Raw genomic sequence first — 23,829 nt, forward strand, 5'->3', positions numbered from 1 at the left:
GGCTCGGCCATGCGCTGCGCGTCGCCCAGGCGCTGCAGGCGCAACGCGATAACCGTCGCGTATCAGGCTCGCCATCCCGCACCAATCGCGGCGCCGCGGTACGCAAACCGAAACCATTGCCTGGCGCACGGAAGCAGCGCGAAGTGACGCTCGAGGACTTGAATGTGGCGGTAATGGGGACTCACCGCAACCCGGGAGGCTCGGTGCTAAAAACCCCCTCCAGATAAATATAAAGGACTGCGAAACAACCACACCCAGAACCAACCTCAACCCCGACATCTGTATTTAGCCGGGACCCCGACATCTGAAAATGGCTTTGACATGGTTTGTAGTCCTATTTTTTATCGAAGCGGCGATGACGTCGCGAGGCGATCTGGCTTCAAGGCGATTACGCTGGTGAAAGCAGTGGTCGTGAGTGTTAAGAACGCGAGCGCTGTTGGTGAATAAAGGGCTGGATCAACGCCTTTTTAAGCGGTCATGTGTCAAAGCGACAGCAATTGCCTGTCTTCGCTGCCATTACGGGGTGTGGGAGGCGGATTTCGCGGCTCAAAACGACAAGAATTGGTTGGAAAACAGCGACATTAATTGGTGAACTCCACACTCTTCCGATGGCCGCCAGACGACCGCGTTCTGTTCGAAGCTCTCTCGCCGCAATATGACGGATGCCTGGACGTCGGCAAGACCGTGGACTATCAATTTCGCCATCCGCCTTACGGCTGCCACGACGAATCGGCTATTGCCCAGAACGCGGCTTTCGGTTTCAGGTTCGCGTCGAATAGCAGCGGCAGATTGGTACGCGGCACCGGTATGGAGGTCAGCCACGTGTGCTTGTCCGAATAGCCCCAGAAGCTGACGGCCTTGATGCTTGGCTCGTGCTCGAACAGATCGAACACCGCGCGATACCGCTGCGCCTGCGCACGCATCACGTCGTTCGGCACCGGTTGGCCGAGATCGGGCAAGCACGCAGGCGGATGGCTCCAGCATGCGCCCGGGTCGCTGTAGAGACTGACATCGAGTTCCGTCACCTGGTTTTCGAGTCCGAGGGCGGCGACGTCGTCGAAAGCCTGCTTCATATTTTGCAGCGGCGGCCAGTTGATGCTGATATGCATTTGATGCCCGACGCCATCGATCGGCACGCCCTGAGCACGCAAATCGCGTATCACGGAGAGCAGCTTCGCGCGCTTGGCCGCGTCGTCCGTGCTGTACTCGTTGATATAGAGTTTGACGTCAGGGTCGGCCGCACGTGCGGCGCGGAACGCAATTGCAATGTAGTCCTTGCCGAGCGCGCGATACCACGGGCTGTCTTCGCGATAGACCTGATGCGGGTCGTCGCTGATGACTTCGTTCACGACGTCCCATGCATAGACCTTGCCGCGAAAATGCGTGACGACGTCGGTCACATAGCGTTGGAGCCGTGCCGCGACGATATCGTGATAATGCGGATCTTTGGCGTCGCCTGCAAAGAACCAGTCCGGAGCCTCGGTCCATTCGCCGCTCCTGTAATGCCACACCAGCGTGTGCCCACGCACGGCCAGGCCATGCGCCTGCGCGAACGCCACGATCTGGTCGGCCGGCGCGAAGTTGTACTCGCCTGCGGCCACGCCTATCGTGCCCGGCTTCATTTTGTTCTCGGCGGTCAGGCTCGAGAACTGGACGGCCAGCAGCGCGGCGTCGGCGGGACTGTCGATGGAATCGGGTTCAATCGCCGCGCCTACCTTGAAATGCGCGGCCATCACGCTTTTCAGTTGCGGCACGGCTTGCGTGGGAGCGACTGCGAGCGGCAATCCATCGGGGGTGGCAGCCGTTTGGTTGTGCGCGCAACCTGAGATCGACGCAATCGTGAGCAATGTGACGCCGGCGTACAGTGCACGCACGGTGACTCCCGATGGACGCATTCCCGTCTCCTTATAGTGATGTGCCTCGCCAGAAAGCATGTTTGCGTACCATGCGACGTTACCGGTAACGTCGTGGGATGTTAAACACCGGACTTCAAGGTTGCCATGCGGGGTTTACCTGACGCGCGCGAGGTGCAGCGGCGGCCTTTGACGCGCCGTTGATCGTAATCGTCCCGGCCCCGGTTTTGACAAACTGGCCTTGTAGCGACACGGGATCGCTCGCAACGCCAGCGTTGTTGATCGTGCCGGAGAAAGCGGTGTCGGTGCCGTCGGTGCCGACAATCAGGACGTGGTTGGGGGGAGTGTCGATGGTTCCGCTCCCGGAGAGATTGGGCAGTTCAGTGGGTATCTGCTGTGCCAGCGCCGGCACGGGTGACTGGCCCAGGAGCCAGATGGCATGGAGGATGCTGAGGGAGTTGAGCCGCTGATGCCGCGTCGTCGGCGATGTCGCCAATTGACTGCGCGCGACGCCTGCAAAAGTGTTTAACGATGCGCGACGAATCGATCTTGCAGCCATGCCAGCCCCTCCAATACCCGCCGGTGGAAGCTTGCCAGGTCAGTGAACTCGACCTTGGGAGACCGACCCATCGACGATAAATGTTGGACAGCGAGGCCCCGAACAGTCAATGCCCTACTAGTTGTGCCCTGTCGGTTGAGTTGTAATTAAGCCTCGCTAATAATAGGTAGGCAGATCGAATTGTCAAGAAGAAACCCGGAAGGATTCGATTGCGAATCTACCATCTCCTAAACACACGTGAACGCAGCCAAAATGCATGTTATTCAATATGTTTGCATTCAGTAAATTGGATACCTAAATATTATTAGCGGTGGCGACGATTGGCGGCTTCGCCCTTTAAATGAACTGCCCTTCGAGAAATTCCTTTGACGCTGATTGCAGTGTCGTAACAGTTCGCTGACAATGATGCAGGCGTGCAATTACACCGCTTGATGCAGAATCGGCGCAATGGCCACAACGACACGACCTGAATACCATGGACGACCCAGAATCGCTTTCCCTGGCACTGCCCGACGGCACCAAGGTCTCTGCGCTCCTCCGAGTGCCGGAGGACGCGCGAGCCCTGTATGTCTTCGCGCACGGTGCCGGGGCGGGCATGCAGCATGCCGGCATGTCGACATTGGCCGACGCGCTTGCGTCGGCCAATGTCGCCACACTGCGCTACCAGTTTCCGTACATGGAGCGGGGCTCCAAACGGGTGGACTCGCCGGCCGTGGCACATGCTGCCGTGCAGGCAGCAGTCGCAGAGGGCCGCCGGCGGCTGCCAGACCTGCCGCTCTTCGCGGGCGGCAGGTCGTTCGGCGGCCGCATGACGTCCCAGGCCCAAGCCATCGCACCGCTCGACGGCGTGCGTGGCCTCGCTTTCGTCGCATTCCCGCTGCACCCCGCGGGCGCGCCCGGCGTGGAGCGGGCACGGCACCTGGCGGACGTCACGGTGCCGATTCTCTTCCTGCAGGGCACGCGCGACAAGCTGGCCGAGCTTCACCTGCTGAGGTCGGTCGTCGAGACACTGGGGCCACGCGCCACGCTGCATGTGGTGGACGACGCAGATCATTCGTTCCACGTGCGCGCGTCCTCCGGCCGGACCGACGCGGAAGTCGTGCTCGAGCTGGCACGGACGATGTCGGCGTGGTTCTTCGCCGAAGGAGAGTTCGTGCCAGGTACCTGGTCCAGGAAATCAGGCGCGAGTCGATAAATCTACAAAGACTTCAACTGAACCGAAGACCGGGTAGAGCCCGATTGGGAGTGCGTGAACGTCCGTTCGTCGGGGCGACGCGGGGGTACGTTCCTACGGTTTAGATAGGAATACTTACTCAAGGACCACATTGAATGTCGATTTTCAGGAAAACTAAAACTCATGAAGCCTGCGAGGAGTCGCGCAGATCGGGGCGCGGGTAACAGGCGAGGGCGCCGGAAGACCGTGTACTGTCCCGAGGCGTCCCGATTGGACGCTCCCATGCGGGCGGCGTGCGTCGCGGAGCCGCCTTGCCGTCCGCGATATTTCCCGGCGAGCTTGCACATACGGCTCGGAGGGGCGAGGACCCAGGCTGTGAGGAATGAACGTCGGTGTGCGCGCGAACGAACCGCAATGTTCGGCGAGATGGCATCACTTTCGCTCCCTGCCTGCTGGCGAGGCCAGGATCATATCCAGAAGCAGGGGCGGCTGCAACGGCTTCACGAAGTGGTGATCGAAGCCTGCGGCGCGGCTGCGCGCCCGGTCGCCGTCCTGCCCGTAGCCGGTCAGCGCCACGTACGTGCGCGCCCGCGAGACGAGTAGGGTGCGTAAGCGCCTGCACAATTCGTAACCGTCCATGCCAGGAAGGCCGATATCGAGCACGACGACGTCAGGATCGATTGACGGCGCGCATTGCAGGGCTGCGACCGGATCATGAAGCGTCTCTACGATATGACCATGGATCCGCAGCCACTCGGCGAGCGCAAGGGCCGCATCTTCATTATCGTCGACCACGAGGACCCGCCGCCCCGCGGCTGCCGTCACAGTCGCCATACCGCCCTTCGTATCGGCAGGCAGCGGTTCGACGTTGCCGCGTGGCAGCTCGACGGTGAATTCGCTGCCGCATCCGGGCCCGTCGCTCGTCGCGCGCACCGAGCCGCCGTGCAGCTCGACGAGATTTTTCACGAGCGCCAGACCGAGCCCCAGTCCGCCTGCACCGCGTCCGTCGGCTGCGTTGCCGCGATAGAACGGCAAGAAGATTTGCGTGAGCGAGTCCGGTGCGATGCCCATGCCGTTATCGCGTACGCGGATCTGGACATGTTGACCGTCGCATGAAGCTCTTACGCTTATCTTGCCCGCCGCATCGGTATAACGTGCCGCGTTCGTAAGCAGATTGCTGATGATTTGCGCGAAGCGCACGGGATCTGCGTCGCAGATCATGTCGCTCCCGATATCGACCTCGAGGGCGTGTCCGCGCAGCTCGAGCAGCGGGCTTGCCATTTCTACTGCCTTCGCGATCGCCTCCCGAACATTGACGGTTTCCTTTTTCAGCACCACGTCGCCGCGTGTGATGCGGGAAACATCCATCAGGTCATCGACCAGACGGACGAGGTGGTCCACCTGGCGCTCGACGATCAAATGCTCGCGGGCCACTGCCGTTTCTCCGCGCAGCCGCATGAGCTGCAGCGCGGTGACAATCGGTGCCAGCGGGTTGCGCAGTTCGTGACCCAGCATGGCGAGGAATTCATCCTTGACGCGACCTGCCTGCTCGAGATCAGCGACCAGCGTGGCCCGTTCCGCATGCAGTCGTTCCAGCCGTTCACGCGTACGCACATGCTCCGTAACGTCAACGGCCGTCAGGATCAGGCTGTCGACGGGCTGGCCGCTTTCCGGATGCAGCGGATTGATGTGCACGGTGAACACGCGCCCAGCGCCAGCGGCTCCGTGACGGCGGTGTTCGTCGATGACGACCGCCTCGCCGCGCGCGAACGCGCGCCGCAACGCCTGTACGATCTCATGATCCCCGGGAAACACGTCGGCGTAGCGGCGACCGATGACGTCATCGTGACCCGCCAGCGCCGCGTAGGCGAGATTCGCGAGGCGGAAGCAATGATCGGGACCGACGAGCAGTGCGGAGGCGACAGGTGAATTCATCAGCATGCCGTCACGCTGTCGCTCGGCGCGCTGCCGGCGCAGGATTTCCGCCTCCAGGGCGCCCGCTTTTTGCCGCCAGAGCGCAGTGTGCCGGAATGCCTCCGCTGGCGAATCGGCGGTGAAAATGTCGTCTGGCAGCACGCGCGTATGGGCGTCGCAGATGTGCCGGAAAACGCCAGTTTCTTCGCCAGTCGGAAAGAGGCGTTGCGGGTAGGCGCACATCAGCGAGAAGTGGTACCGGGTGCCCAGCGCGTTCCACAGGTGCTCGAGCCGCAGGGCTGCGTCATGCCGGCCCTGCGCGGACAACAGCGCGACCATCTCGCCAAACGCGTGCACGGGTCCGCTGCGTCGCGCAGCGCGGGCGACAATGGCACCGACCGTCGAATCGAACAGACGCTCGTCCGGCCAGCCGTCAACGCTCAGACCTGAGAGCGTCGTCTGCGCATCGAGCATGACGAGTGACGACTCGCGGGCCTCAGGATCGCCGCGGACGCTGCGACCGCTCAGGCGCGCCCGAAGCGCGGCAAGATGCGGCTCCGTTGCAATCAGGATCGCGCTGCCGCCGGCGTCCAGCCCTTCTTCCGCGAAGTCCGCGACGCGCCGGATCAGCAGCGCATCGTCTTCATAGAAGTGCACGCAGTGGTCGGCATGGCCGCCCGATCCTGCCGTCAATACGTCGGTAGTTTTCATCGATGACACCGGAGGTATGGATCGCCTGCGCCCTTGCGCATCGGAGGCCCCGGCCGCCGAAAGACCAAAGCGGTGCGAGCAACGTTATGCCCAGCAAAAATCGTTCCGCTGCATACACTCCAGTTCCGTGCTGATCGGTTTCCAGTGACGCATCAGCCCGATGATTCCGGTGACCGCTATGACATGAAGCGAAGTTCCCGACGCTGGATATTTGGCTGTACGACGCCTGTGCTAGTTGCGCTGGAGCGAGCGACGCACTCGCGAATTCATGTCGCGGCCGACTGGCAGCCCAATAGCCGAAAGAAAGTATCGTGCCTGCGGGAAGCCGCTTTCGGGGTAGCGCTCGAAAATTCGGTTGAACGCCTCGACGAGTGGACGGGCACGCACCGGCACAGGGGCGTCAGGCCCCAGCATCAAGGCAGTTTGTCCAAACTTGACCGGTCCAGCCTTTATCAAGGCACGCAGCCCGGAATTCGCGCTGCCGCGCCCGAACAGCTCCATGCCGTATGCGCGGATCATGGCGCGCACGATCGCTTCCGCAGCGGGCGTAAGCGGCGGCATGGCCTCGACCAGGTGCAGATGCGGTGAGCGCACATTCGCCGTGGTGAAACGTCCGATGTCGTCGATGTCGGCTTGCAGACGCTGCACCGGCAGGTCAGGGCTGAAGAGCAGGAGCCGGATGCGTTCATAAAGCGCGTCTTCGTCGTCGGGATCGATGACTGCAATATCTGTCATTCTCTTTTCCGTGATGTGGCTTGTGCCCAAACAGTTCCGGAAGCACGGCGAACCGGACTCGGATCGACCCTCGAATCCGCCGTTGTTCACCGTGCGTCCGGACGGCAGTTGCTGATTGGCGGCTAGGTTCGTCGGACATACCGGTCTGAAACGACCGAGCGCTGCTGGATCCACGCGACGGCAAGCTCCAGCGCTTCATCGCGTGCCTCCTGGGCGTTGGCAAAATCTCCATCGACACCGAGCGTGCGTATTTCGCCCGCCCGGTCGGTGACGACGGCCGCGGCTGCGTAACGGCCACTCCCGGTGGCGGTGACCACCGGCCGGACCTCGCAGCCGTGATACTCGATGACTTTGTCCGTTTGCATATGACATCTCCAGCTGAGCATCATTTCCGAAACATCACCGGACAGGCGGAATTCGCGTCCAGTCCGTCAAGCGCAGCACGTATCATTCCCCGACCTGCACGCTCGGGTGGCCATCGGTTGGACGCCCGACGACGACCTGTATCGCACCGGGGTTACCGGAGAATTTCACGGTAACCTCGCGCCCACACGCGACCGCGGAGACGACAAGCCAGGCGTTGTGATCGCACACCCATTCAGCCTGCATGTCCCGGCACCACGATATCCGCCGGTTGGCTGCCCGGCACGGGGGACGGCTCCGGCCTCTCCCCACTGCCGTTGCCGGCGGTCTTCCGGCTTCGGCGGGCTGCGTCGCCCGGGTGAAGCGCGTCGAGGAACGTTCGGCCCTTCCCGGTCAGGTATGCGCGGCGTGCGCCCTCGGCGCAATGTTCCAGCATGACCAGCTGGCGTTCGAGCAGCGCGTCGAGTTCGGCGCGGTCCATGTCGAGCTGGTCCGGCGCCTGACGAACCAGCATCAGGGTCGCAAATTCGTGTGGACTGAGCATTTTCTTCTCCCGTAAGGCAGGGTCCCGACAGCAGCGGTCCCCTGCAGAAAAACGAAACGTAGTGCAAGCCGGAAAGGGGCTGCGCCACCATGCAACGCGGCGCGCTCACGCGAGGAATCGCGCCGGCGAACCCGTGTCGTTCAGACAGCCTGCGTTGATGGCGCGTATCGCGTACTCGACCGTCTCCCGATGCGCCTCGACCACGCTTGCCCAGTGCTGGGCGTAGCGCGGCAGATGCCAGTCCGCGACCATCTGCTCCGCGTGCCGGATGCGCACGACGGCCACGTACGTATCGCGGCCGGCATGAGGCAGCGCACAGTGCCGAACCGGAAACGCGCGGGTCTCGATCACGAAGCCCTTCCAGCATTCGCTGCGTACGTCGTCCATAAATACCTCCGCGTGACAGGTCACGCGGCGCGGGCCGCCCGGTCCACGCCGCATGACCGGCCTTGCCCCTGTGCATACGCCTAGCCAACGTTCACCTCAATGCGTCGCGGCTTTGCCTTCTCACGACGAGGAACGGTGAGCTTCAGGACGCCATCGCGCAACTGTGCGTCGATGCGCGAGGCGTCGAAATCGGGGCTGAGCGTGAAGGCGCGCCTGAAGTGCGGGTGGACCACCTCGCCATGCTGCAGGCGCAGTCCTGATGGAACGGGAATCACTGCCTCGCCCTCGATGTTCAGACTGCCGTCCTGCACGCGCACGTCGAGCTTTTCGCGCGGCACACCAGGCAGGTCGGCATATAGCGTGATGCCGCGGCTGTCCTCGAAGATGTCAACCGCAGGTGAGATCCGGGTCAGCTGCTTCGCAGGTTGCGCACCCTCGCGCGAGGCAACGTCAGTGCGCGACTCACGGGCGGCCAGTTCAGTGCTGTCGTTCATGATGTCCTCCGTGCTTTCACGTACTCCATTTGCGCCGGGCTCACTGGACGGCGATGGCGCGTGGCTTCGACGCCTCGGAACGTCCGACGCTCACCGTCAGGCATCCGTTCACATAGCGCGCACTGACCTTGTCGGGGTCCGCGTGCTGCGGCAGCTCGATCACGCGCCGGAATGCCCCCATGAAGCGTTCCGTGGCGTAGACGCGGGTCTGATCGTCCGCTTCAGGTCCGGGCGGCTTGCGCTCGCCACTGATCGCAAGCACCCCCTTGTCGATCGAAACGTTGATGGCGGCGGGATCGAGTCCTGGCGCGAACGCGACGATCTCGAGGCTGTCGTCGGTGCTGCCGATGTTGACGGGTGGAAAGGTTTCGCTGCGCGTGGCGCGCAGGCTCGCGGGCAAGCCCGCAAAGACGCTGGCCATCTGCCGTTGCAGGCGGTCGAATTCGCCCAGCAGATCGGTGCTGAAGAAAAGATCGCTCATGACTGGCTCCCTGAAACCGGGGCCGCGCACGAAAGACGAACGGAACCACGCGCTCCAGTCCGCCTGCCCGTGGGAAACCCCGCCGACAAACAAATCGAAACACGCAGCGCATGATCGCGACTGCCTGAGCGATGCATAAAATAGCGCAAGGAACGGAAATTTCAAGTGGCCCTGCAACATGTCTACCGGGAGGCTTCATGGACCTTTTCGACAGGCTTCAGGAGCAGATCGATACCGTGCAACCGCCGCTCTACTTGCCTCCCGCGCCGCCGTTTATCTGCCGTCGACGGGCCTCCGCTGTCAGAGGGTGGCAGCCAGGCAGCCGCCACCCGGTGCTTCCTGCCGTTGTTGCCCGCGCGCCGACCTCAGCCCGTCCGCACTTCGATTCGTCGCGGGCGCGCCTCGTCGCGGCGCGGGATCGTGAGCTTCAGTACGCCGTCCTTCAGGCTCGCCTCGATCTTCGAGGTATCGAAGTCCGGGGAGAGCGTGAACGTGCGCGCAAAGCGCGGCTCACGAACCTCAGCATGCTGCAGCCGCAGATTTGCCGGTGTCGGCACAACCGCCTCAGCCTCGATGGCGAGATTGCCGTCGTGGACTCGCACATCGAGCTTGTCCCGGGTAACACCGGGGAGGTCCGCCCACAACGTGACGCCCTGGGTGTTCTCGTAGATATCGACAGCGGGAGTAATCGTCATCCGCCGTGCGGAGGGCCGGCTTTCGCTGCGCGCGACCGCTGACGGGTCGCGCCTGCTCAGTTCGGTGGTATCGCTCATTTTCAGCTCCCTGGATTACTGGACTGTGATGGCTCGAGGCTTCGAAGATTCGCGCTTGCCGATGGCGATCGACAGGCAACCGTTCTCGTAGCGTGCCTGAACCTTGTCGGGGTCCGCGTTCTCCGGCAGTTCGATGACCCGCCGGAACGCGCCAGTGAAGCGCTCCTGCGCATAAACGCGTGTGTCCTCGCCGGTATCCGGTTGTGCCGGCTTGCGCTCACCGCTGATGGTCAGCAGTCCCTTGTCGATCGATACGTTGAGCTCCGCCGCATTGATGCCCGGTGCAAACGCGACAATCTCGATCGAGTCGTCGGTGGCGCCAATATTGACGGGCGGGAACGTGCCGAAGCGGCTCGCCCGGAGACTGGAGGGGAAAGTACCGAGAAGGCTCGCCATCTGCTGCTGCAGCCGGTCGAACTCGCTGAAGAGGCCGGATCCAGAATAGAGATCGCTCATGATGCAGTTCTCCTTGAACGACGCAAGGAGGCGAACGGGCCTACGCGCTCCAGCTCGCCTGCCAGCGTCTGGCAAACAATCGAAACACGCAGCGCACGGGACGCGGAAACCCGCGCGTCTGCCTGAGCGAATCCTAAGATAGGTACTCTGGCGAGGATTTCAAGGAGCAAAAGCGGCGTTACACCTTGAAAAAATTTTGCCAGCTCATATCATCGCGGCGGAAACATGTAGCAAGCGGAGGACACGATGGAATTCGATACCGACTGGTTGACCCTGGGCCCGCACCGCGTGCGTCTGCGCTCGACCAAAGGTTTTCCGACGGAAGCAATGCGTAAGGCGGTGGACGTCATCCGGACTGCGGTCGACAACAACATGAGCGCCCGCGCGCGCCTGGTGGAGGTGGTCTGCCGACAGGAAAAAAACTATGAAGTCACGATCGGGACGACCGTCGCCAAGGACAAGGTATGCGCGCCGCAGCTCGAAACGTTTATCGCAGGCGTGCTTGGTCTCCTGCCGGACCAGATCACCCTGATCGTTACCGCAGTCGATCAGTCTGAAGTGGACCTGCACTTCGGCGTGTACGAGCGGATGCTGGCCGAAAAGCTGGGCACCGCACCGCCGATCCAGTGACAGGGCTGCAGACGGGCCGGTGGCAGCCGCTGGAGTGTGCCCCCGGCGCGACAAGGACGTGAGGCGTCGGCCGAAGGCCGTCCTGCGGAGCAGGTCGGGCTGGATCCGCGATATCGACCCCGCCGGGAACACTGACCGAGAGGCGCTCACCCTGCTTACATCCGTTCAGATCACGAGCCGGGCGGGCGCCGCGTCAGCCTCGCGGCTTCAGGTCGACCGGAAAGCGGATTTCGAAGGTCGTGCCTTGACCCTCGCGGGACTCGAAGTGGATCTCGCCCTCGAGTGCGTGGCACAGCTCCCTGACGATCGCCAGACCCAGGCCGGCGCCCGGGATGTCGTCGCTGGCGGCCCGCTCGAACTCCCTGAACACGCGCTCCGTATCTGACGGCGCAATGCCGACACCGGTATCGGCCACGCGCATGAACCACCGGCCGTCACCGCATCTCGCGATGACCAGTTCGATTCCCCCCTCGCGGGTATATTTCGTTGCATTCGACAGCAGGTTCAGCGCAACCTGCTTGAGCTTGATGCGGTTGGACTGCACACGGACCAGTCCGGCCTCAAGCGAGGCGGACAGACGCAGGCCTTTTCCTTCGATCGCGGGACGGGCGTTCGTGACCAGTTCGTCAAACAGCATGGGCAGATCAACCGGCTCGATGCAGATCTGGCTGCTGTCGCCGACGACAACCGAATATTCCACCATTTCGTCGACCAGCTGCTTCATGTCCTCCGCCTGCCGGGTCGCGAGCGCAAGTCCGGCCTCGGCTCGGGACGGAACGCGCGCAATCAGTTGCAGGTCGATCGAAAAGGCGTTCAGAAAGTTGCGCAGGTCGTGCACGAGGCCGCGCGTGACCTGCATGCGCGACCGGTACAGTTCGCCGACCTCGCGTTGCTGCTCACGCAGTTCCTCGTTAGCACGCTCCAGCTGGCTCGTGTATTCGGCGATGGTCCGGTCACGCTCGCCGATGACCTCGCGGATCGATGTCAGGGTGACAAAGCTGAGCGCCTCGTCGATCAGATGCAGGGCGCGGGATTCGTGGTCGCGTGTGAACGTGTCGTCGGACTCCGCGAATGCCCGGACGGCGGCGGCCAGTTCCTGCCGGAACAGCTCCAGTTCACGCACGAGTTCATCAACGCGGTACCCCTGCTGCCAGCGCACGTTCCCGTGCTGCCTCGCATTGCGTTCAATGGCCCGCTCGACCGGTTGGAGATCCTGCTCTTCGAGCGCGATGCAGATGCCGCTCAGGATAGCGGGCAGATGATCGGCCAGCTGCTCCCACGTCAGCCGGTCGGCTTCGATGAGGTCGGCATCCGCAGCGACGGCCTGCATCCATCTTTCCGTCAGGCGCGCCTGTTCCCGTCGTAGACATCCGGCGAGGGCCTGCAGGGTAGTTCCCGTTTGAGAATCGGTCATGATCCGTACCAATGCGTGACACCATTTCGAAAGACCTGCGTGCGAGGCACATTATCGTTTCCTCGCACCGTCTATGGACAATGACCAGGATGGCAGCCGGGAACGCAATTTGCTCCGCCTGGCGGAAACAAGTCCACCGACCAGCAGAATACCTTCTATCCTGCCTGTCGACGACCCGCCTCAACTGCCTGACGCCTAGTGCCTCACGTTCACCCTCGAACGGGTACGGCGTGTACTGCGCACACAATGGCGTGGAGGCCCTCAACCATGCCCTGCGCCAGCCACCGATCTGATCATAACGGACTGGACGATGTCGCTGGCCGGTATGTGAGCTGTGCCGCCAGATCCGGGCGCATCCTGCGCTGGCACACATCCGGATTCTGCTTCCTACGGCGATGCCACCTTCGATGCCGGGGCCGGTGCAGTGGGACGACTGCCTTTATCAAGCCGGTCCCGGCTGCACTCCGGCCCGCCACCGTGAAAAGGTGGTGTCCTCGGTGAGCCACGGGCGGATATCCTGACGCGATCCGTCCGACAGGCAACGCCGGCTTTCAGCTTCCGATATTCCGGGATGTCGGGTCCAGGTGAGCGGGACCCATCGCGCCACCTTGAAAATTTTCATCAGTGAAACTAACTTATATCCAGCTCTGGCAGTGTGCCCGGTGATGGATCGGTTGCATGCTGCGTGTTTCGATTTGTTTGCCCCGCAGCATGGCAGGCGAACTGGAGCGCGCAAGCCCGTTCTCTTCCTTGCTGCGTCGAAGGAGAATACGATGAGCTGCCTTCATTTCCGCCCGGCTTCGACTACGTTGTTCGGGCACGTCCCCCGTACGATCGTCGCCGTGTCCGGCGTTTTCCAGGCGGTTGCGCAGCGTGCCCGGCGCACACTGTCGGAGCGCATCGCCGCCGGGTAGCTGACGTTTCACCAGTTCACGTCGAGCCTGTGCCGCCGTTGGCAGGGCGGTTGCCCCGCGGGCACCGTTTGCCACGACGGTATGCCGTCGTTCGCGCCGTGCACCCGGTGCGGTCCCACGAAGCGTTCAGCGCCGCGTTCGGAGCGGTTTTCGCGCGAGCACCGCATGGAGGGTGCGATACCGGTACCCGCGCGAAGGTGAGTGCTTCAATGGAACGGCTGAGAGTCGAGATACGCAACGGACTGGAGATCCGTATGCACACGCTCGTCGTGAGGCACGTACGCACGGCGGCATGCTTCAGGGAAGTGAAAGGAAAACGTGACATGCAGGGGAGCGTCACTGGACGTCAAGAGGCTTGCACCATGAACAGACGATTGTGTGCCTTGGTCCCGGCAATTGTGATTGCCGGATTATGGTCAGAGAACGCCATGTCAGCCAGCCCGCCGCTGCCGACTTTGCCCCTGCAACACGACATCTGGATCACCGGGACTGTCCAGCGTGGCAGCGGGGAGTATGCGCCGGGTGACTATACGACAATCATGCTGGATCGCCCCTCCACCTCGCCCTGCAACCACAAGGTGGTGTCCGACATCCTTCTTGGAGAGGGGGGCGAACCATCCCCCACGCTCCTGCTGCCGTATCTGAAACAGCGGGTTGCCGTCAGGGGACGCGTATCCTGCCCCGACTCGGGCATTGAATTTACGCCGCAACCAGACGTCGTGTTTCCGGTTTGGTGAGGGCGAGGGGAAGCAGGTATTGGACGCCACGATGCTCCCGCAGATCGCCGACTGCAAATCCGTCCATCAAACCGGGCAATCTCAGTGCGCGATCGACAGAGGAAAGCGCCCAAAGTTTCGCGAAAAAGCGTGCGGCGGACGTGGCCGTTCCGCCTCAGTACACCCTCACAACCATTTGTTTCGCTCACTCTGCGCCCACGAATCCATAAAGCCTCTCCGGGTTTTTGACGAAGATCTTCTCCTGCCAGTCCGCTCGTCCTATCCACGAAGCCATGACGTCGACCAGCAAGGCATCGTCCGGCTTGCGCGCTTTTTCCGTAGGATGCGGCCAATCGGTTCCCCACAGCATCCGGTCGGGCGCCATCGCAATCAAGGCCTTGGCGACCGGCGCCACGTCTGCATAGGCGGGAGCGCCGGCTTTTGTATCCACGTATGGTCCGGAGAGCGTGACCCACGTTTTCCCGTTGTCGACGAGGCGCTGCGCGGCCTTCATTGCCTCCGAGCCGAGGCCGTCCGGTTGCGGGATGTGCGCGATGTGGTCGATGACCAGCGGGCACGGCAAGGCGTTCAGGCGTGGTGCGAGTTCCGGCAGCCTGGCACCCTGGACGACAAGTTCGATGTGCCAGCCCAGCGGTGCAATACGCGCTGCGAGAGGCGCAAGCATGTCGATGGTCGTGGCACCTGGATAGCTCAGGTTGAAGCGGATGGCCCGCACGCCTGCCGTATTCATTTCATCGAGTTGCTCGCGGGTCACCGATGTGTCGACGACGGCTACGCCGCGCGCGTTGCCGTCGAACTGCCGAAGTGCGTCGATGAGACAGCGATTGTCGGTTCCGTAAGTCGACGGTGTAACGACAACGTTGCGATGAATGCCGAGGCGCTTCTGCAGGTGTCGATATTGCTCGACTGTCGCATTTGGCGGCCGAAGCGAAGTGCCTGGCGCAACGGGGAAGCGGTCGTCGTAGATGTGCATGTGGCAATCAATAGCACCTGCCGGCATTTTGATCGACGGCGGATTGACACCCGTCGACCAGACTTCTTCTTCAGCGCCGAACGCGCGCATGCTGGCCGTAATTCCAGCCGCGCCGATCGCGGCGAGAAACTTTCTGCGAGTGGTCTGCATCTCAGGCGATTTCGACTTTGTTCTTGTGGAGTTGCTTGCCCGAGCCGGGGCGCGTGAGCAACACGAGCGTGACGACGCTGACGAGGGTGAGCGCGCCGAGCGGCATCAGCGCGAGCGCGTAGCTTCCCGTTGCGCCCTTCACCCATCCATAGACGTTGACCATAAGGCCGCCGCCCAACAGGTTGGCGATGGCGTTGATGGTGGCCAGTCCAGCTGCGGCCGTGCTGTTCGAAAGCATGCTGGAGGCCAGTGCCCAGAACGGTCCCTTGAAGGCGTACGCGCCGACGAGAACCGCGCAGAGCATGACGATGGTTGGCCCGAGCGAGCCGCTCAGCGACGTGCCGAAGAGGCCGAGGCCGATAAGCAGCATGGGGATGACAGTGTGCCAGCGTCGCTCCTGGCGGCGGTCGGAGCTACGTCCCCAGTAGACCATCAGGACGGAGGAAAGCGCGTACGGAACCGCATTGAGGAGGCCGGTCTGCATGACCGTCAGCCCGAATGACTTCAGCAACTGTGGCTGCCATACCGAGAGCGTGCTCCCCGCACCCGACGCGCATACATCGACGAGCGCGAGGCAGAGGACGTAGCGGTTGCAGAACAGTTTCGCGAGGGACATCTGAGCGACTTTTTTGGGTTCCCGTTTTTCCTGCGAGAGCGCTGCCGTGAGCCATTCGCGCTCATCATCCTTCAGCCAGGTCGCTTGCGCCGGCTTGTCGGTAAGCAGTTTCAGGCAGATCAAGCCGAGAATGACCGTCGGGATGCCTTCAAGGATGAACAGCCACTGCCACCCGCGAATGCCCGCGAATCCGTCCATATGCAGCAATACGGCGGAAATCGGCGAGCCGATAAAGCTTGCCGCCGGGATGGCGACCATGAAAGTCGCGATGATGCGCGCACGATACTTCGCCGGAATCCAGTACGACAGGTAAAGGAGCACGCCAGGGAAGAAGCCGGCCTCTGCGGCACCGAGGAGAAAGCGCAGCACGTAGAAGCTCGACGGCGAGCGAACCAGCGCGGTGCCGGCGGAAACAAGGCCCCATGTAATCATGATGCGCGCAAGCCACACACGCGCACCAAACTTCTGGAGCGCGAGGTTGCTCGGCACTTCGCAGATGAAATAGGAGACAAAAAACAGGCTGCTGCCAAATCCGAATACCTGTGCAGACAGACCGATGTCATTGTTCATCTGCAACGAAGCCATGCCGACGTTGCCTCTGTCGATGAATGCGAGCAGGTAACAGAGCATGAGGAAGGGGACGAGACGCAGGACGACTTTCTTGATGGTCCGGGTCTCCACTTCGGTTGCGAAATCAGTGCTGGAAATGTTCATGCGCGTCTCCAATGCGTTTATTGTGCGCCTGTGCGGCGTTGCTTGAAATGGTGCAGGGCGGTAATGGCGACGACACTCGATGCGAGCACGATCGCCATCGCCGTGAAAGTCGAACGCACGCCCAACGCTTCGGACACGGTACCGACGAGCAGATAGCCGAACGGCATCGTGCCGTTGTAGGCCATGCCGTACATGCCGACGAGTCCGCCGCGAACGTGGTCCGGGCACCGCTGCTGGATGGTGGCGTTTGTATAGGTTGCTGAAAACGTGAGGCTGAAGCCGAGCACGCAGAAAGCGGGCACGGAAAGGCTGGCATCGTTGGTGAACGCCAGCGTGAAAAGCGCGGTGACAGCGAGCCACGGTGCGAAAGCGAGCAGCTTCCTGGTTGCACGCGGCCCCCACGCGGACGAGAGCAGAATCGCAGCAGTGAGCGAGCCGCCGCCCGCAGCGGCGAAGAAAATGCCCGTATAGCGCGCCGCGTTATGAAAGGCGTGGTCGGCAAGCAGCGGCACCAGCGTCTGATAGCTCGCAGCGAAAAGGCCCATGCAGGCAAGCGTCGGAAGGTAGCGAGCGGAAAACATATCCGAGAGGACGTAGCCCACGGCATCCCGGAGTCCGCCTCCGTCCGCGCGCGAACGCGCCGAAAGATTGGCGGGGTGGATCGAACGCACGCACATCGCCATCACGCACAACGCGCACCCGTACATCGCGAAAGCCGCCGCCGGCCCCAGCAGCGGATAGACGAACCCGGCGATGCTCGGACCCACCATGCGTCCGACGTTGTAGACCATCGTGTTCATGGCGACCGCGTTGGACGTCAGCAAAGGATTGCGCAGACTGCTGACGAGCAGGAGCTGCCGCGCCGGCGCCTCGATTGCGCTCGAAATGCCAATCGCCAGCGCGAGCAGGAGGATGAGCTTCACGCCGAGTGCGCCAGCCAACCACAGAACGAGCAGGATCGACGTCAGCGTCAATGACGTGGCAAGTACGCAGAGCGTGGCGCGGCGTGCATTCGCGGCGCGGATGCGCGAGCCGGCCACGGGTGCGACGATCAGCTGAGGTCCGTAGAGCAGGAAATTCAGGAGTGCCAATACGGAGGCCTTGCCCGAGAGATGATAGACGAGCAGGTTCAGCGTGATGTTCTGGGTCCAGCTGCCGAGTACGGAAAGCACCTGCCCGCATGCGTAGCGACGCAGCGCGGGCTCCGCGAGCGCCGGGAAGAGCCGGTCGTAAAATGCACTTTGACGTGCCGCCGTATTCATGCGAGCGTCTTCCCACGCGTTTCAGGTGCAAACAGAACGACGACCGCAGCGGCTGCGAAGGCAACAATCGTCGTCGCGAGTCCCTCGACGAAACCACTGGGCGTGGTGGCGAGCGAACCGATGATGAGAGGCGCGATAAAGCCGCCGAGACGCCCGCCGTTGTAGGCGAGGCCCATGAGGAAGCCGCGCGAAGCGGTGTCACCAATCACTTCCGCGAGGAATGGACCGGCGCCCGCGAAGATGCCGTTGACGCCGAACCCCGTGAGAAAGATCGCGCACAGAATCAACAACGGCTCCGCCGAGCCGATGTACACGCCGACGGCCACCGCCCCCACGAGGAGATACGCGATGAACATCGGGCGACGCCCGAGTTTGTCGACCAGCGCCGAGAAAAGCAGGAAGCCTGCGATGGCGCCGAACTGCAGTGCAAGCACGAATTTCAGGCTGTGTGCGAAATCAAAGTGCTTGACCGTGACGAGGAAGGTCGGCGTCCAGGTGAACACGCCCCAGTAGAGGTACTGGAGAAAGAAGATGAAGAAGAAAGCTGTGAGCAAGCCACGGACGTTGAGCTGTGCGCGCGGCGCGTTCCGGCTGGCGGCGGCCCGCTGTGCGGATGCCTTGCGCTCGAGCCAGATCGGAGATTCCGGAGTTTTGCGCGCAACCCAGAAGAGGATGAAGAACGGCGCGGCGCCGATGAGGAACAGCGTGCGCCAGCCCTGACCGCCCAATCCGCCATTCAGTTCGGTCACGATGCCCGCGATGCTGATCGCGATGATCGCGCCAATGGGAAGCCCCATCTGCATGAGCGCGCCGCCCTTGCCGCGCCGGCTCGCGTGCCAGGTCTCCGCCACCAGCGCCGCGCCGGCGGTCCACATGCCGCCCATGCCGAGCGCGCCGCACAGCCGCGTGACGGCGAACCAGTGCTCGTTCGGCACGACTGCGAGCAGGCCCGAAAAGAGGGAATAGATGCCGATGCAGAGCAGCGCGGTGCGCACGCGGCCAATTCGATCCGACACATAGCCAAAGAGGATGCCGCCAATGATCTGACCGGCGGCCGTGATGCTCGTGAACACGGCGAGTTGGCCTTTCGTGAGGCCAAACTGCAAGGCGAGTGTCGGCAGCAGGAGCGAGAGCAGGAAGGAGTCGTAACTCTCGAACGTCCAGCCGAGTCCCGCGAGAGACAGCGCCCGCCACTCAGGCACAGTCACGGAGCGGATGCCGGCGCGCTTCGTACTCGCGGGCGCCCCGCCGGCGATAGGGGTGTTCACTTTCATTTACTCGTCTCCTGGTACCGGGAGGCCGTATGTCGTTGTAGCGGTGCGGCTGAAAAGCGCCGACCTCTCCGTCATCGATCCGCTGGCGGCGAGTCGCTTGAAAGCGTTCCAAAGGACGGTGTAGCTGAACATGCCCTTGTCGACGGGAAAGTTGCTTTCGAACATGCAGCGCTCGGCGCCAAATAGCTCCATGCAGACGTCGAAGTACGGTTTCCACGCGGCTGCGAGCGTTTCCGAAGCAGGAGGACGCTCGGCCTGGGCGAAGTCGAAGCCGAACACGGGCATTCCGGCGCCGCCGAGCTTGAGCCGTGTGTTCGGCAGGGCGGCGAGACGCCGCAGCGATGCCGACCACGCCGCTCTCGTCTGCGTCGTTTGGCCGGCGTGAATACCGACGCCGACCGGGCCGCCGAAGTGGTCGATGACGATGGTGACGTCCGGGACGAGGCGCGCCAGTTCGAACAGCGCGTCGAGCTGGGTGTGATAGACCCAGACATCGAGCGAGAGTCCGTACCGGCCCAGCGTGCGCACGCCGTCGATGAACGCCGCGTTCTGCATGAGATCGCGCGGCGGTGTCACCGGGCTCGAGCGAACCCGTTCGTCCGCGTGCCACGCCAACGGGTTGCGGATGCCGCGCAATCTGCCCCCGGAGACCTCGATCATCGCCTCGATGACTGCATCGACGTCATGCCCCAGCGCAAGATCCGCACCGGCGACAATGGCTTCGCAGCAGCGCATCGCGCCATACGTCCCGCTCGCGAACATCGCGGCGACGCCATTGGCGAACTCGACCTCGCCCACGGGCTTCATGGCATCCGGGCCGTCGGTTCGCAGCATCGAGCGGCACTGCACGAACACCGTCGATACAATGCGGTGCCCGGCTGCCATGTCTTGCCGGAACTCGTCGGCGAGATAGCGGCCTGTCTGCCGGTCCCAGAGGTGATGATGCGCATCGACGATGGGAAGCTCCGGCAGCAGCGCATCTTCGCGATGCAACGCGAGCCAGGCGTCGCGAACTGGAAGATGCGGGGCGGGGACGATCTGCATGGTTTTCTTGCTCAGAACTTTTTGCGCATGCCGACCACGAAGCCGGTCTGGTCGTAATTCGCCGCGACCGTGCCGTAGCCGTTCACACCGAGCGCGGAGCCGCCCTTGTTGCGTGCGAACGCAGCGGTGGCATAGATATCGGTGCTCCTGGAGAGCAGATAGTCGGCGCTCAGCACGGACATCCACGGATCGGCGCTGCTGCCGTGCACGTCCTGGTAATAGGCGGCCGCCGTCACGAAGAAGGCGGGCGTGAACGCGTAGTTCGCGCCGGCCCACCAGAGATTGGCCGCACCCGACTGCGAGCCGTTGGCGGCGCCGATCGGATTCGCGGGCAGGAAGGCGCGCGACGCCTGCAGGTAGCGATAGCCCGCGAACGCCTTGAAGCTGCCGACGAGCCAGGTTGCGGCGGCGGTGGCGCGGCGCTCCGTGGCAGTGTTGGTCGCGACCGTGTTGCTGTTGCGCTGCTCGTACGAGAGGCTGGCGGCGAGCGGTCCGCCCGCGTAGGTGAGCGAGCCGCCGAAGTAGCGGCCCGTGAGTTGCGCGCCGGGCACTTCGCTACCATAGCCGGTGTCGTAGCGCGTGCTGTACATCGCAGCGACACTCACGGGGCCGAAGGCGCCCACGTACTTCGCGGAATTGTCCACGCGGCCCGCCGTTGCGTAGTCGATGGAGAGCGTGGAGTAGCGTGAGGATGCACCCATCGGATCGAACACGACGGCCTGATCGTAGAGCACCGAATTCTGGCGGCCGAAGGTGATCTGCTGGCCATGCCACGTGAGGCCCACCCACGCCTGGCGGCCGAACAGGCGCGAGGTGGTCGCCGCGTTCGCGCCCAGGCCCTTGGTCGACTGCGCGCTCGTGCCGTCGTTGACGTTGAAGCCGTTTTCGAGCGTGAAGATAGCCTTCATGCCGCCGCCGAGATCTTCTACGCCTTTGAGACCCCAGCGCGAACCTGAGAGATTGCCCGACACTTCGCGCGTGGTCGCGCCGCCGCCTGGCGTGTTGTTGATGTGCTCGATGCCCACATCGACGATGCCATAGAGCGTCACGCTGCTTTGGGCGTGAGCGGCCTGCGGCGCGAGGGCGAATGCCGCCGTTGCTGCCGCGGCCGTTGCCGTCGCCGCGAAAGCTCGCGGCGAAGTGCGCGTGAAGGCGTGCGTCGTGTAGGTCTTGTGTTCCTGCATGGTGTCTCCGGTTGTTGGTTTGAGTGCGTGCGGATTTTGGCGAGAAGCGGACAACGAAAAAGCGAAAAAATGATTCAGGCGTTCGGCTCCTCTCCCACGCCCGCGCCGGGGTCGCCAAGCCATGCGATCGTCAGCGCGCCGAGCAGCAGCACGGCGGCCACGGCGAGTAGCGGCACGGTGAAGCCGCCGGACATATCCTTGATGGCGCCGATCATCGACGGTCCGACGAAGCCGCCGAGATTGCCGATCGAAACGATCAGCGCGATGCCGCCCGCGGCGGCGCGGCCGGTGAGGAAGCCGGAGGGAATCGCCCAGTAGGTCGCCTGAAACGCCAGGATGCCGCTCACGGTCACGCACAGCGCGACGAGCTTGAGGAGCGGCGTGTCGAGCATCGCGCTGATCGCGAGCGCGGCGGCCGCGATGACGAGAGCACCGGCCACGTAGGGAATGCGATGTGCGGCACGGTTCGCGAGGCGTGCCCACCAGAGCATCACGACGGCGCCGAGCGCATAGGGAATGGCTGCGAGCCAGCCCACCGTTGCGTGGCCGACGCCGAACTGCTTGATGATCTGCGGCATCCACAGGCCCACGCCGATCGAACCGACAATGCCGCAGAAGTTGATCAAGGCGAGCACGAACACGCGCCAGTTCGTCATGGCGTCGCGCAGGCTGGAGCCGTGTTTGCCGGCGATACTGCGCTGTTCGAGCGTGAGGCGATGCGCGAGCACGTCCTTTTCCTCGCGGCTCAGCCAGCGGGCCTTTTCGGGGCGGTCTGCGAGGATGAAGAGGCAAGCGATACCGAGCGCAATCGCGGGCAGCCCCTCCATGAGCAGCAACCATTGCCAGCTGCGCAACCCGTGCAGGCCGCCGAGCTGGAGCAGCGCGCCGGATACGGGCGAGCCGATCATGTTCGCAACGGGAATGCCGACGAGAAAGGCCGCTGTGACTTTCGCGCGCCACTTGCCCGGGAACCATTGCGTGAAATACAGGTAGATGCCCGGCGTGAAGCCGGCTTCGGCGATGCCGAGCAGAAAGCGCGCGGCGGCGAAGCTTTTCGGCCCGACAACGAAGGCCGTCGCCATCGAGATCAAGCCCCACGTGATCATGATGCGCGCGATCCAGATACGCGCGCCCACTTTCTGCATGATCAGATTGCTCGGAATCTCGAAGAGGAAATAGCCGATGAAGAAGAGCCCCGCACCCACGCCGAATTGCTGCGCGGTCAGGCCGAGATCCTTGTTCATCGTCAGCGCCGCGAAGCCGACATTGGTGCGGTCCAGATAGCTGATCACATAGCACGCGAAAATGAACGGCAGAATGCGCCGGAACGCGCGCGCAAGCGTGCGCTCGCTTTCAGCGTGCTGTGCGGCTGACATCGACGCAGGAGTCGATTCGGCATCCTTATTGTCCGTAGACGAAACCGCCTCGCGGAGGGATTGGGAGAACTGCATGTGCGCTCCTCAGTTGCTCTTTGCTCGATGCAACTTGCTGTCTCGAAGCCGGCTGGCGTTTGCGCGCTGCCGGCAATTTTCTTCAGGTCGCCTGGTTTGGCGTTTTTGCCTGTTTGGGAAGGGGCCCGGCGATGTCCAGCTCGGCCTTCAGCACGGTGCCGGAGACAGATTCGGTCATGAAAAGTGTCTTCATATCCGGGCCGCCGAAGCACAGGTTCGTCAGCGAAGCGCCCGCAGGGCTGGTCAAGATCAGTTCGGGCTCTGCGAGGTGATTCAGCACCCACGCGCGACCCAGCCCCGGATTGGCGACGAAGAGCCTTCCCGCGCTATCGATGGTCAGGCCGTCCGGGCCGCTCGGGCCATACGACGTGAAGAACTGGCCGACCTTGCTCACCGAGCCATCGGCCTGAAGCGGCGCGCGCCATACGCAGTTGCCGCGGGTCATCGCCACGTAGAGCACCTTTTCGTCGGGCGAAAGCACGAGTCCGTTCGGGCTCGGGCAGTTGTCGAGCAGCATGTCCAGCCTGCCCTCGGGCGTGAGCCGGTAGACGCGCCCGGTCGGGTCGTGCAGGCCCGTCTGGCCCTGGTCCGTGAAATACAGGTTGCCCTTCGAGTCGAACGTGAGGTCGTTGACGCCGCGAAAGCGTTCCGTGTTGCGCCGCTCGAGATATGGCGTGACTTCGCCGCGTTCGATATCCAGCAGCATCAGGCCGTTGCGGTAATCCGTGATGAGCAGGTGGCCGTCATCGACGAGCTTCATGCCGTTCGGCTCGCCGTCGTATTCGACGACGAGCTCCCACTTGCCGGCGGCGGAGATACGGAACACACGGCCGTGCGGGATGTCGGTCACATAGAGATGGCCGGACGGGCTCCAGACCGGACCTTCAAGGAATGAGTCGGTCGGCTGCCCGCCGCGATTCGCTCTGGACCAATCCGTTTGCACGCCTGCTTTGCGCAAGTGCTCCGGCATGCGGGTGAACACGTCCGCCTGGCGGATTTCCGGCTGCTTGAGATAGAACATA

General features: G+C 63.1%; 24 protein-coding genes and 1 pseudogene. 4 read left to right on the forward strand and 21 right to left on the reverse strand.

What is annotated here, in order from left to right; genetic code table 11:
* Window positions 1-227 (forward strand): annotated as a pseudogene (locus AB4Y36_RS27440) (ISNCY family transposase); the annotation flags it as partial.
* A gap of 483 nt (window positions 228-710) precedes the next feature.
* Here the strand turns inward: AB4Y36_RS27440 and AB4Y36_RS27445 are convergent.
* Both AB4Y36_RS27445 and AB4Y36_RS27450 read right to left on the reverse strand, forming a co-directional pair.
* Window positions 711-1,895, reverse strand: a complete 1,185-nt coding sequence (locus tag AB4Y36_RS27445; protein WP_368684670.1) for an endo-1,4-beta-xylanase — start codon at window positions 1,893-1,895, stop codon at window positions 711-713.
* Window positions 1,896-1,989: 94 nt separating this feature from the next.
* On the reverse strand, window positions 1,990-2,412 hold the full coding sequence (locus AB4Y36_RS27450; protein WP_368684671.1) for a hypothetical protein: 423 nt from the start codon (window positions 2,410-2,412) through the stop codon (window positions 1,990-1,992).
* Between the two features lie 475 nt (window positions 2,413-2,887).
* On the opposite strand from AB4Y36_RS27450, the gene AB4Y36_RS27455 reads away from it, so the two are divergent.
* On the forward strand, window positions 2,888-3,607 hold the full coding sequence (locus AB4Y36_RS27455) for an alpha/beta family hydrolase (RefSeq protein WP_368684672.1): 720 nt from the start codon (window positions 2,888-2,890) through the stop codon (window positions 3,605-3,607).
* A 411-nt stretch (window positions 3,608-4,018) separates the two neighbouring features.
* On the opposite strand, the gene AB4Y36_RS27460 is transcribed toward AB4Y36_RS27455, so the two are convergent.
* The 9 genes from AB4Y36_RS27460 to AB4Y36_RS27500 form a co-directional block, all read right to left on the reverse strand.
* Window positions 4,019-6,211 (reverse strand): ATP-binding protein, encoded by a 2,193-nt coding sequence (locus AB4Y36_RS27460; RefSeq protein WP_368684673.1) that lies wholly within the window; start codon window positions 6,209-6,211, stop codon window positions 4,019-4,021.
* 231 nt (window positions 6,212-6,442) lie between these two features.
* Window positions 6,443-7,036, reverse strand: coding sequence for a hypothetical protein (locus tag AB4Y36_RS27465; RefSeq protein WP_368684674.1), 594 nt, complete (start codon window positions 7,034-7,036; stop codon window positions 6,443-6,445).
* A 32-nt stretch (window positions 7,037-7,068) separates the two neighbouring features.
* A complete protein-coding gene (locus AB4Y36_RS27470) occupies window positions 7,069-7,311 on the reverse strand; it encodes a hypothetical protein (RefSeq protein WP_069266262.1) in 243 nt (80 codons plus the stop codon).
* A gap of 233 nt (window positions 7,312-7,544) precedes the next feature.
* Window positions 7,545-7,853: a hypothetical protein gene (locus AB4Y36_RS27475; RefSeq protein WP_368684675.1), complete on the reverse strand. Its 309-nt coding sequence runs from the start codon at window positions 7,851-7,853 to the stop codon at window positions 7,545-7,547.
* Window positions 7,854-7,958: 105 nt separating this feature from the next.
* On the reverse strand, window positions 7,959-8,240 hold the full coding sequence (locus tag AB4Y36_RS27480; protein ID WP_368684676.1) for a hypothetical protein: 282 nt from the start codon (window positions 8,238-8,240) through the stop codon (window positions 7,959-7,961).
* Between the two features lie 80 nt (window positions 8,241-8,320).
* Window positions 8,321-8,734, reverse strand: a complete 414-nt coding sequence (locus AB4Y36_RS27485; RefSeq protein WP_069266264.1) for an Hsp20/alpha crystallin family protein — start codon at window positions 8,732-8,734, stop codon at window positions 8,321-8,323.
* A gap of 40 nt (window positions 8,735-8,774) precedes the next feature.
* Window positions 8,775-9,215 carry an Hsp20/alpha crystallin family protein gene (locus AB4Y36_RS27490; protein ID WP_069266265.1) on the reverse strand — a complete coding sequence of 147 codons (441 nt, stop codon included), beginning with the start codon at window positions 9,213-9,215 and terminating at the stop codon, window positions 8,775-8,777.
* Window positions 9,216-9,580: 365 nt separating this feature from the next.
* Window positions 9,581-9,988, reverse strand: a complete 408-nt coding sequence (locus AB4Y36_RS27495) for an Hsp20/alpha crystallin family protein (RefSeq protein WP_069266266.1) — start codon at window positions 9,986-9,988, stop codon at window positions 9,581-9,583.
* 15 nt (window positions 9,989-10,003) lie between these two features.
* Window positions 10,004-10,444 (reverse strand): Hsp20/alpha crystallin family protein, encoded by a 441-nt coding sequence (locus AB4Y36_RS27500; protein WP_069266267.1) that lies wholly within the window; start codon window positions 10,442-10,444, stop codon window positions 10,004-10,006.
* Window positions 10,445-10,690: 246 nt separating this feature from the next.
* Between AB4Y36_RS27500 and AB4Y36_RS27505 the strand changes: the two genes are divergently transcribed.
* On the forward strand, window positions 10,691-11,074 hold the full coding sequence (locus tag AB4Y36_RS27505) for a hypothetical protein (protein WP_069266268.1): 384 nt from the start codon (window positions 10,691-10,693) through the stop codon (window positions 11,072-11,074).
* A 193-nt stretch (window positions 11,075-11,267) separates the two neighbouring features.
* On the opposite strand, the gene AB4Y36_RS27510 is transcribed toward AB4Y36_RS27505, so the two are convergent.
* Together AB4Y36_RS27510 and AB4Y36_RS27515 are read right to left on the reverse strand one after the other, a co-directional pair.
* A complete protein-coding gene (locus tag AB4Y36_RS27510; protein ID WP_368684677.1) occupies window positions 11,268-12,488 on the reverse strand; it encodes a sensor histidine kinase in 1,221 nt (406 codons plus the stop codon).
* A gap of 635 nt (window positions 12,489-13,123) precedes the next feature.
* Window positions 13,124-13,414 carry a hypothetical protein gene (locus AB4Y36_RS27515; protein ID WP_368684678.1) on the reverse strand — a complete coding sequence of 97 codons (291 nt, stop codon included), beginning with the start codon at window positions 13,412-13,414 and terminating at the stop codon, window positions 13,124-13,126.
* A 242-nt stretch (window positions 13,415-13,656) separates the two neighbouring features.
* Between AB4Y36_RS27515 and AB4Y36_RS27520 the strand changes: the two genes are divergently transcribed.
* On the forward strand, window positions 13,657-14,139 hold the full coding sequence (locus AB4Y36_RS27520) for a hypothetical protein (RefSeq protein WP_368602984.1): 483 nt from the start codon (window positions 13,657-13,659) through the stop codon (window positions 14,137-14,139).
* 184 nt (window positions 14,140-14,323) lie between these two features.
* On the opposite strand, the gene AB4Y36_RS27525 is transcribed toward AB4Y36_RS27520, so the two are convergent.
* The 8 genes from AB4Y36_RS27525 to AB4Y36_RS27560 form a co-directional block, all read right to left on the reverse strand.
* Window positions 14,324-15,202: an amidohydrolase gene (locus AB4Y36_RS27525; protein ID WP_368684679.1), complete on the reverse strand. Its 879-nt coding sequence runs from the start codon at window positions 15,200-15,202 to the stop codon at window positions 14,324-14,326.
* Window positions 15,203-15,263: 61 nt separating this feature from the next.
* Window positions 15,264-16,592 (reverse strand): MFS transporter, encoded by a 1,329-nt coding sequence (locus AB4Y36_RS27530; protein ID WP_368684680.1) that lies wholly within the window; start codon window positions 16,590-16,592, stop codon window positions 15,264-15,266.
* Window positions 16,593-16,609: 17 nt separating this feature from the next.
* Window positions 16,610-17,854 carry an MFS transporter gene (locus AB4Y36_RS27535; RefSeq protein ID WP_368684681.1) on the reverse strand — a complete coding sequence of 415 codons (1,245 nt, stop codon included), beginning with the start codon at window positions 17,852-17,854 and terminating at the stop codon, window positions 16,610-16,612.
* The gene (locus AB4Y36_RS27540) at window positions 17,851-19,128 is read right to left on the reverse strand and encodes an MFS transporter (RefSeq protein ID WP_368684682.1); all 1,278 of its coding nucleotides are present in this window, start codon (window positions 19,126-19,128) and stop codon (window positions 17,851-17,853) included. Before AB4Y36_RS27540 ends, AB4Y36_RS27535 begins: the two co-directional genes overlap by 4 nt.
* Window positions 19,129-20,172, reverse strand: coding sequence for an amidohydrolase (locus tag AB4Y36_RS27545; RefSeq protein ID WP_368684683.1), 1,044 nt, complete (start codon window positions 20,170-20,172; stop codon window positions 19,129-19,131).
* A gap of 11 nt (window positions 20,173-20,183) precedes the next feature.
* On the reverse strand, window positions 20,184-21,356 hold the full coding sequence (locus AB4Y36_RS27550; RefSeq protein ID WP_368684684.1) for a porin: 1,173 nt from the start codon (window positions 21,354-21,356) through the stop codon (window positions 20,184-20,186).
* A 74-nt stretch (window positions 21,357-21,430) separates the two neighbouring features.
* A complete protein-coding gene (locus AB4Y36_RS27555) occupies window positions 21,431-22,807 on the reverse strand; it encodes an MFS transporter (RefSeq protein WP_368684685.1) in 1,377 nt (458 codons plus the stop codon).
* Between the two features lie 82 nt (window positions 22,808-22,889).
* Window positions 22,890-23,828: an SMP-30/gluconolactonase/LRE family protein gene (locus tag AB4Y36_RS27560; protein ID WP_368684686.1), complete on the reverse strand. Its 939-nt coding sequence runs from the start codon at window positions 23,826-23,828 to the stop codon at window positions 22,890-22,892.
* Window position 23,829 lies beyond the last annotated feature (1 nt).

The sequence above is a fragment of the Paraburkholderia sp. BR10936 genome (assembly GCF_040965735.1).
Classification (GTDB): Bacteria; Pseudomonadota; Gammaproteobacteria; order Burkholderiales; family Burkholderiaceae; genus Paraburkholderia; species Paraburkholderia nodosa_A.

What these genes read in the sequence shown, in the direction of transcription:
- AB4Y36_RS27495 (WP_069266266.1), bottom strand. Translation starts at nt 9,988, where the DNA reads ATGAGCGATACCACCGAACTGAGCAGGCGCGACCCGTCAGCGGTCGCG.
- AB4Y36_RS27560 (WP_368684686.1), bottom strand. Translation starts at nt 23,828, where the DNA reads ATGTTCTATCTCAAGCAGCCGGAAATCCGCCAGGCGGACGTGTTCACC.
- AB4Y36_RS27485 (WP_069266264.1), bottom strand. Translation starts at nt 8,734, where the DNA reads ATGAACGACAGCACTGAACTGGCCGCCCGTGAGTCGCGCACTGACGTT.
- AB4Y36_RS27530 (WP_368684680.1), bottom strand. Translation starts at nt 16,592, where the DNA reads ATGAACATTTCCAGCACTGATTTCGCAACCGAAGTGGAGACCCGGACC.
- AB4Y36_RS27550 (WP_368684684.1), bottom strand. Translation starts at nt 21,356, where the DNA reads ATGCAGGAACACAAGACCTACACGACGCACGCCTTCACGCGCACTTCG.
- AB4Y36_RS27545 (WP_368684683.1), bottom strand. Translation starts at nt 20,172, where the DNA reads ATGCAGATCGTCCCCGCCCCGCATCTTCCAGTTCGCGACGCCTGGCTC.
- AB4Y36_RS27520 (WP_368602984.1), top strand. Translation starts at nt 13,657, where the DNA reads ATGCACACGCTCGTCGTGAGGCACGTACGCACGGCGGCATGCTTCAGG.
- AB4Y36_RS27540 (WP_368684682.1), bottom strand. Translation starts at nt 19,128, where the DNA reads ATGAAAGTGAACACCCCTATCGCCGGCGGGGCGCCCGCGAGTACGAAG.
- AB4Y36_RS27460 (WP_368684673.1), bottom strand. Translation starts at nt 6,211, where the DNA reads ATGAAAACTACCGACGTATTGACGGCAGGATCGGGCGGCCATGCCGAC.
- AB4Y36_RS27475 (WP_368684675.1), bottom strand. Translation starts at nt 7,853, where the DNA reads ATGCTCAGTCCACACGAATTTGCGACCCTGATGCTGGTTCGTCAGGCG.
- AB4Y36_RS27555 (WP_368684685.1), bottom strand. Translation starts at nt 22,807, where the DNA reads ATGCAGTTCTCCCAATCCCTCCGCGAGGCGGTTTCGTCTACGGACAAT.
- AB4Y36_RS27445 (WP_368684670.1), bottom strand. Translation starts at nt 1,895, where the DNA reads ATGCGTCCATCGGGAGTCACCGTGCGTGCACTGTACGCCGGCGTCACA.
- AB4Y36_RS27470 (WP_069266262.1), bottom strand. Translation starts at nt 7,311, where the DNA reads ATGCAAACGGACAAAGTCATCGAGTATCACGGCTGCGAGGTCCGGCCG.
- AB4Y36_RS27510 (WP_368684677.1), bottom strand. Translation starts at nt 12,488, where the DNA reads ATGACCGATTCTCAAACGGGAACTACCCTGCAGGCCCTCGCCGGATGT.
- AB4Y36_RS27455 (WP_368684672.1), top strand. Translation starts at nt 2,888, where the DNA reads ATGGACGACCCAGAATCGCTTTCCCTGGCACTGCCCGACGGCACCAAG.
- AB4Y36_RS27490 (WP_069266265.1), bottom strand. Translation starts at nt 9,215, where the DNA reads ATGAGCGATCTTTTCTTCAGCACCGATCTGCTGGGCGAATTCGACCGC.
- AB4Y36_RS27505 (WP_069266268.1), top strand. Translation starts at nt 10,691, where the DNA reads ATGGAATTCGATACCGACTGGTTGACCCTGGGCCCGCACCGCGTGCGT.
- AB4Y36_RS27500 (WP_069266267.1), bottom strand. Translation starts at nt 10,444, where the DNA reads ATGAGCGATCTCTATTCTGGATCCGGCCTCTTCAGCGAGTTCGACCGG.
- AB4Y36_RS27450 (WP_368684671.1), bottom strand. Translation starts at nt 2,412, where the DNA reads ATGGCTGCAAGATCGATTCGTCGCGCATCGTTAAACACTTTTGCAGGC.
- AB4Y36_RS27535 (WP_368684681.1), bottom strand. Translation starts at nt 17,854, where the DNA reads ATGAATACGGCGGCACGTCAAAGTGCATTTTACGACCGGCTCTTCCCG.
- AB4Y36_RS27525 (WP_368684679.1), bottom strand. Translation starts at nt 15,202, where the DNA reads ATGCGCGCGTTCGGCGCTGAAGAAGAAGTCTGGTCGACGGGTGTCAAT.
- AB4Y36_RS27480 (WP_368684676.1), bottom strand. Translation starts at nt 8,240, where the DNA reads ATGGACGACGTACGCAGCGAATGCTGGAAGGGCTTCGTGATCGAGACC.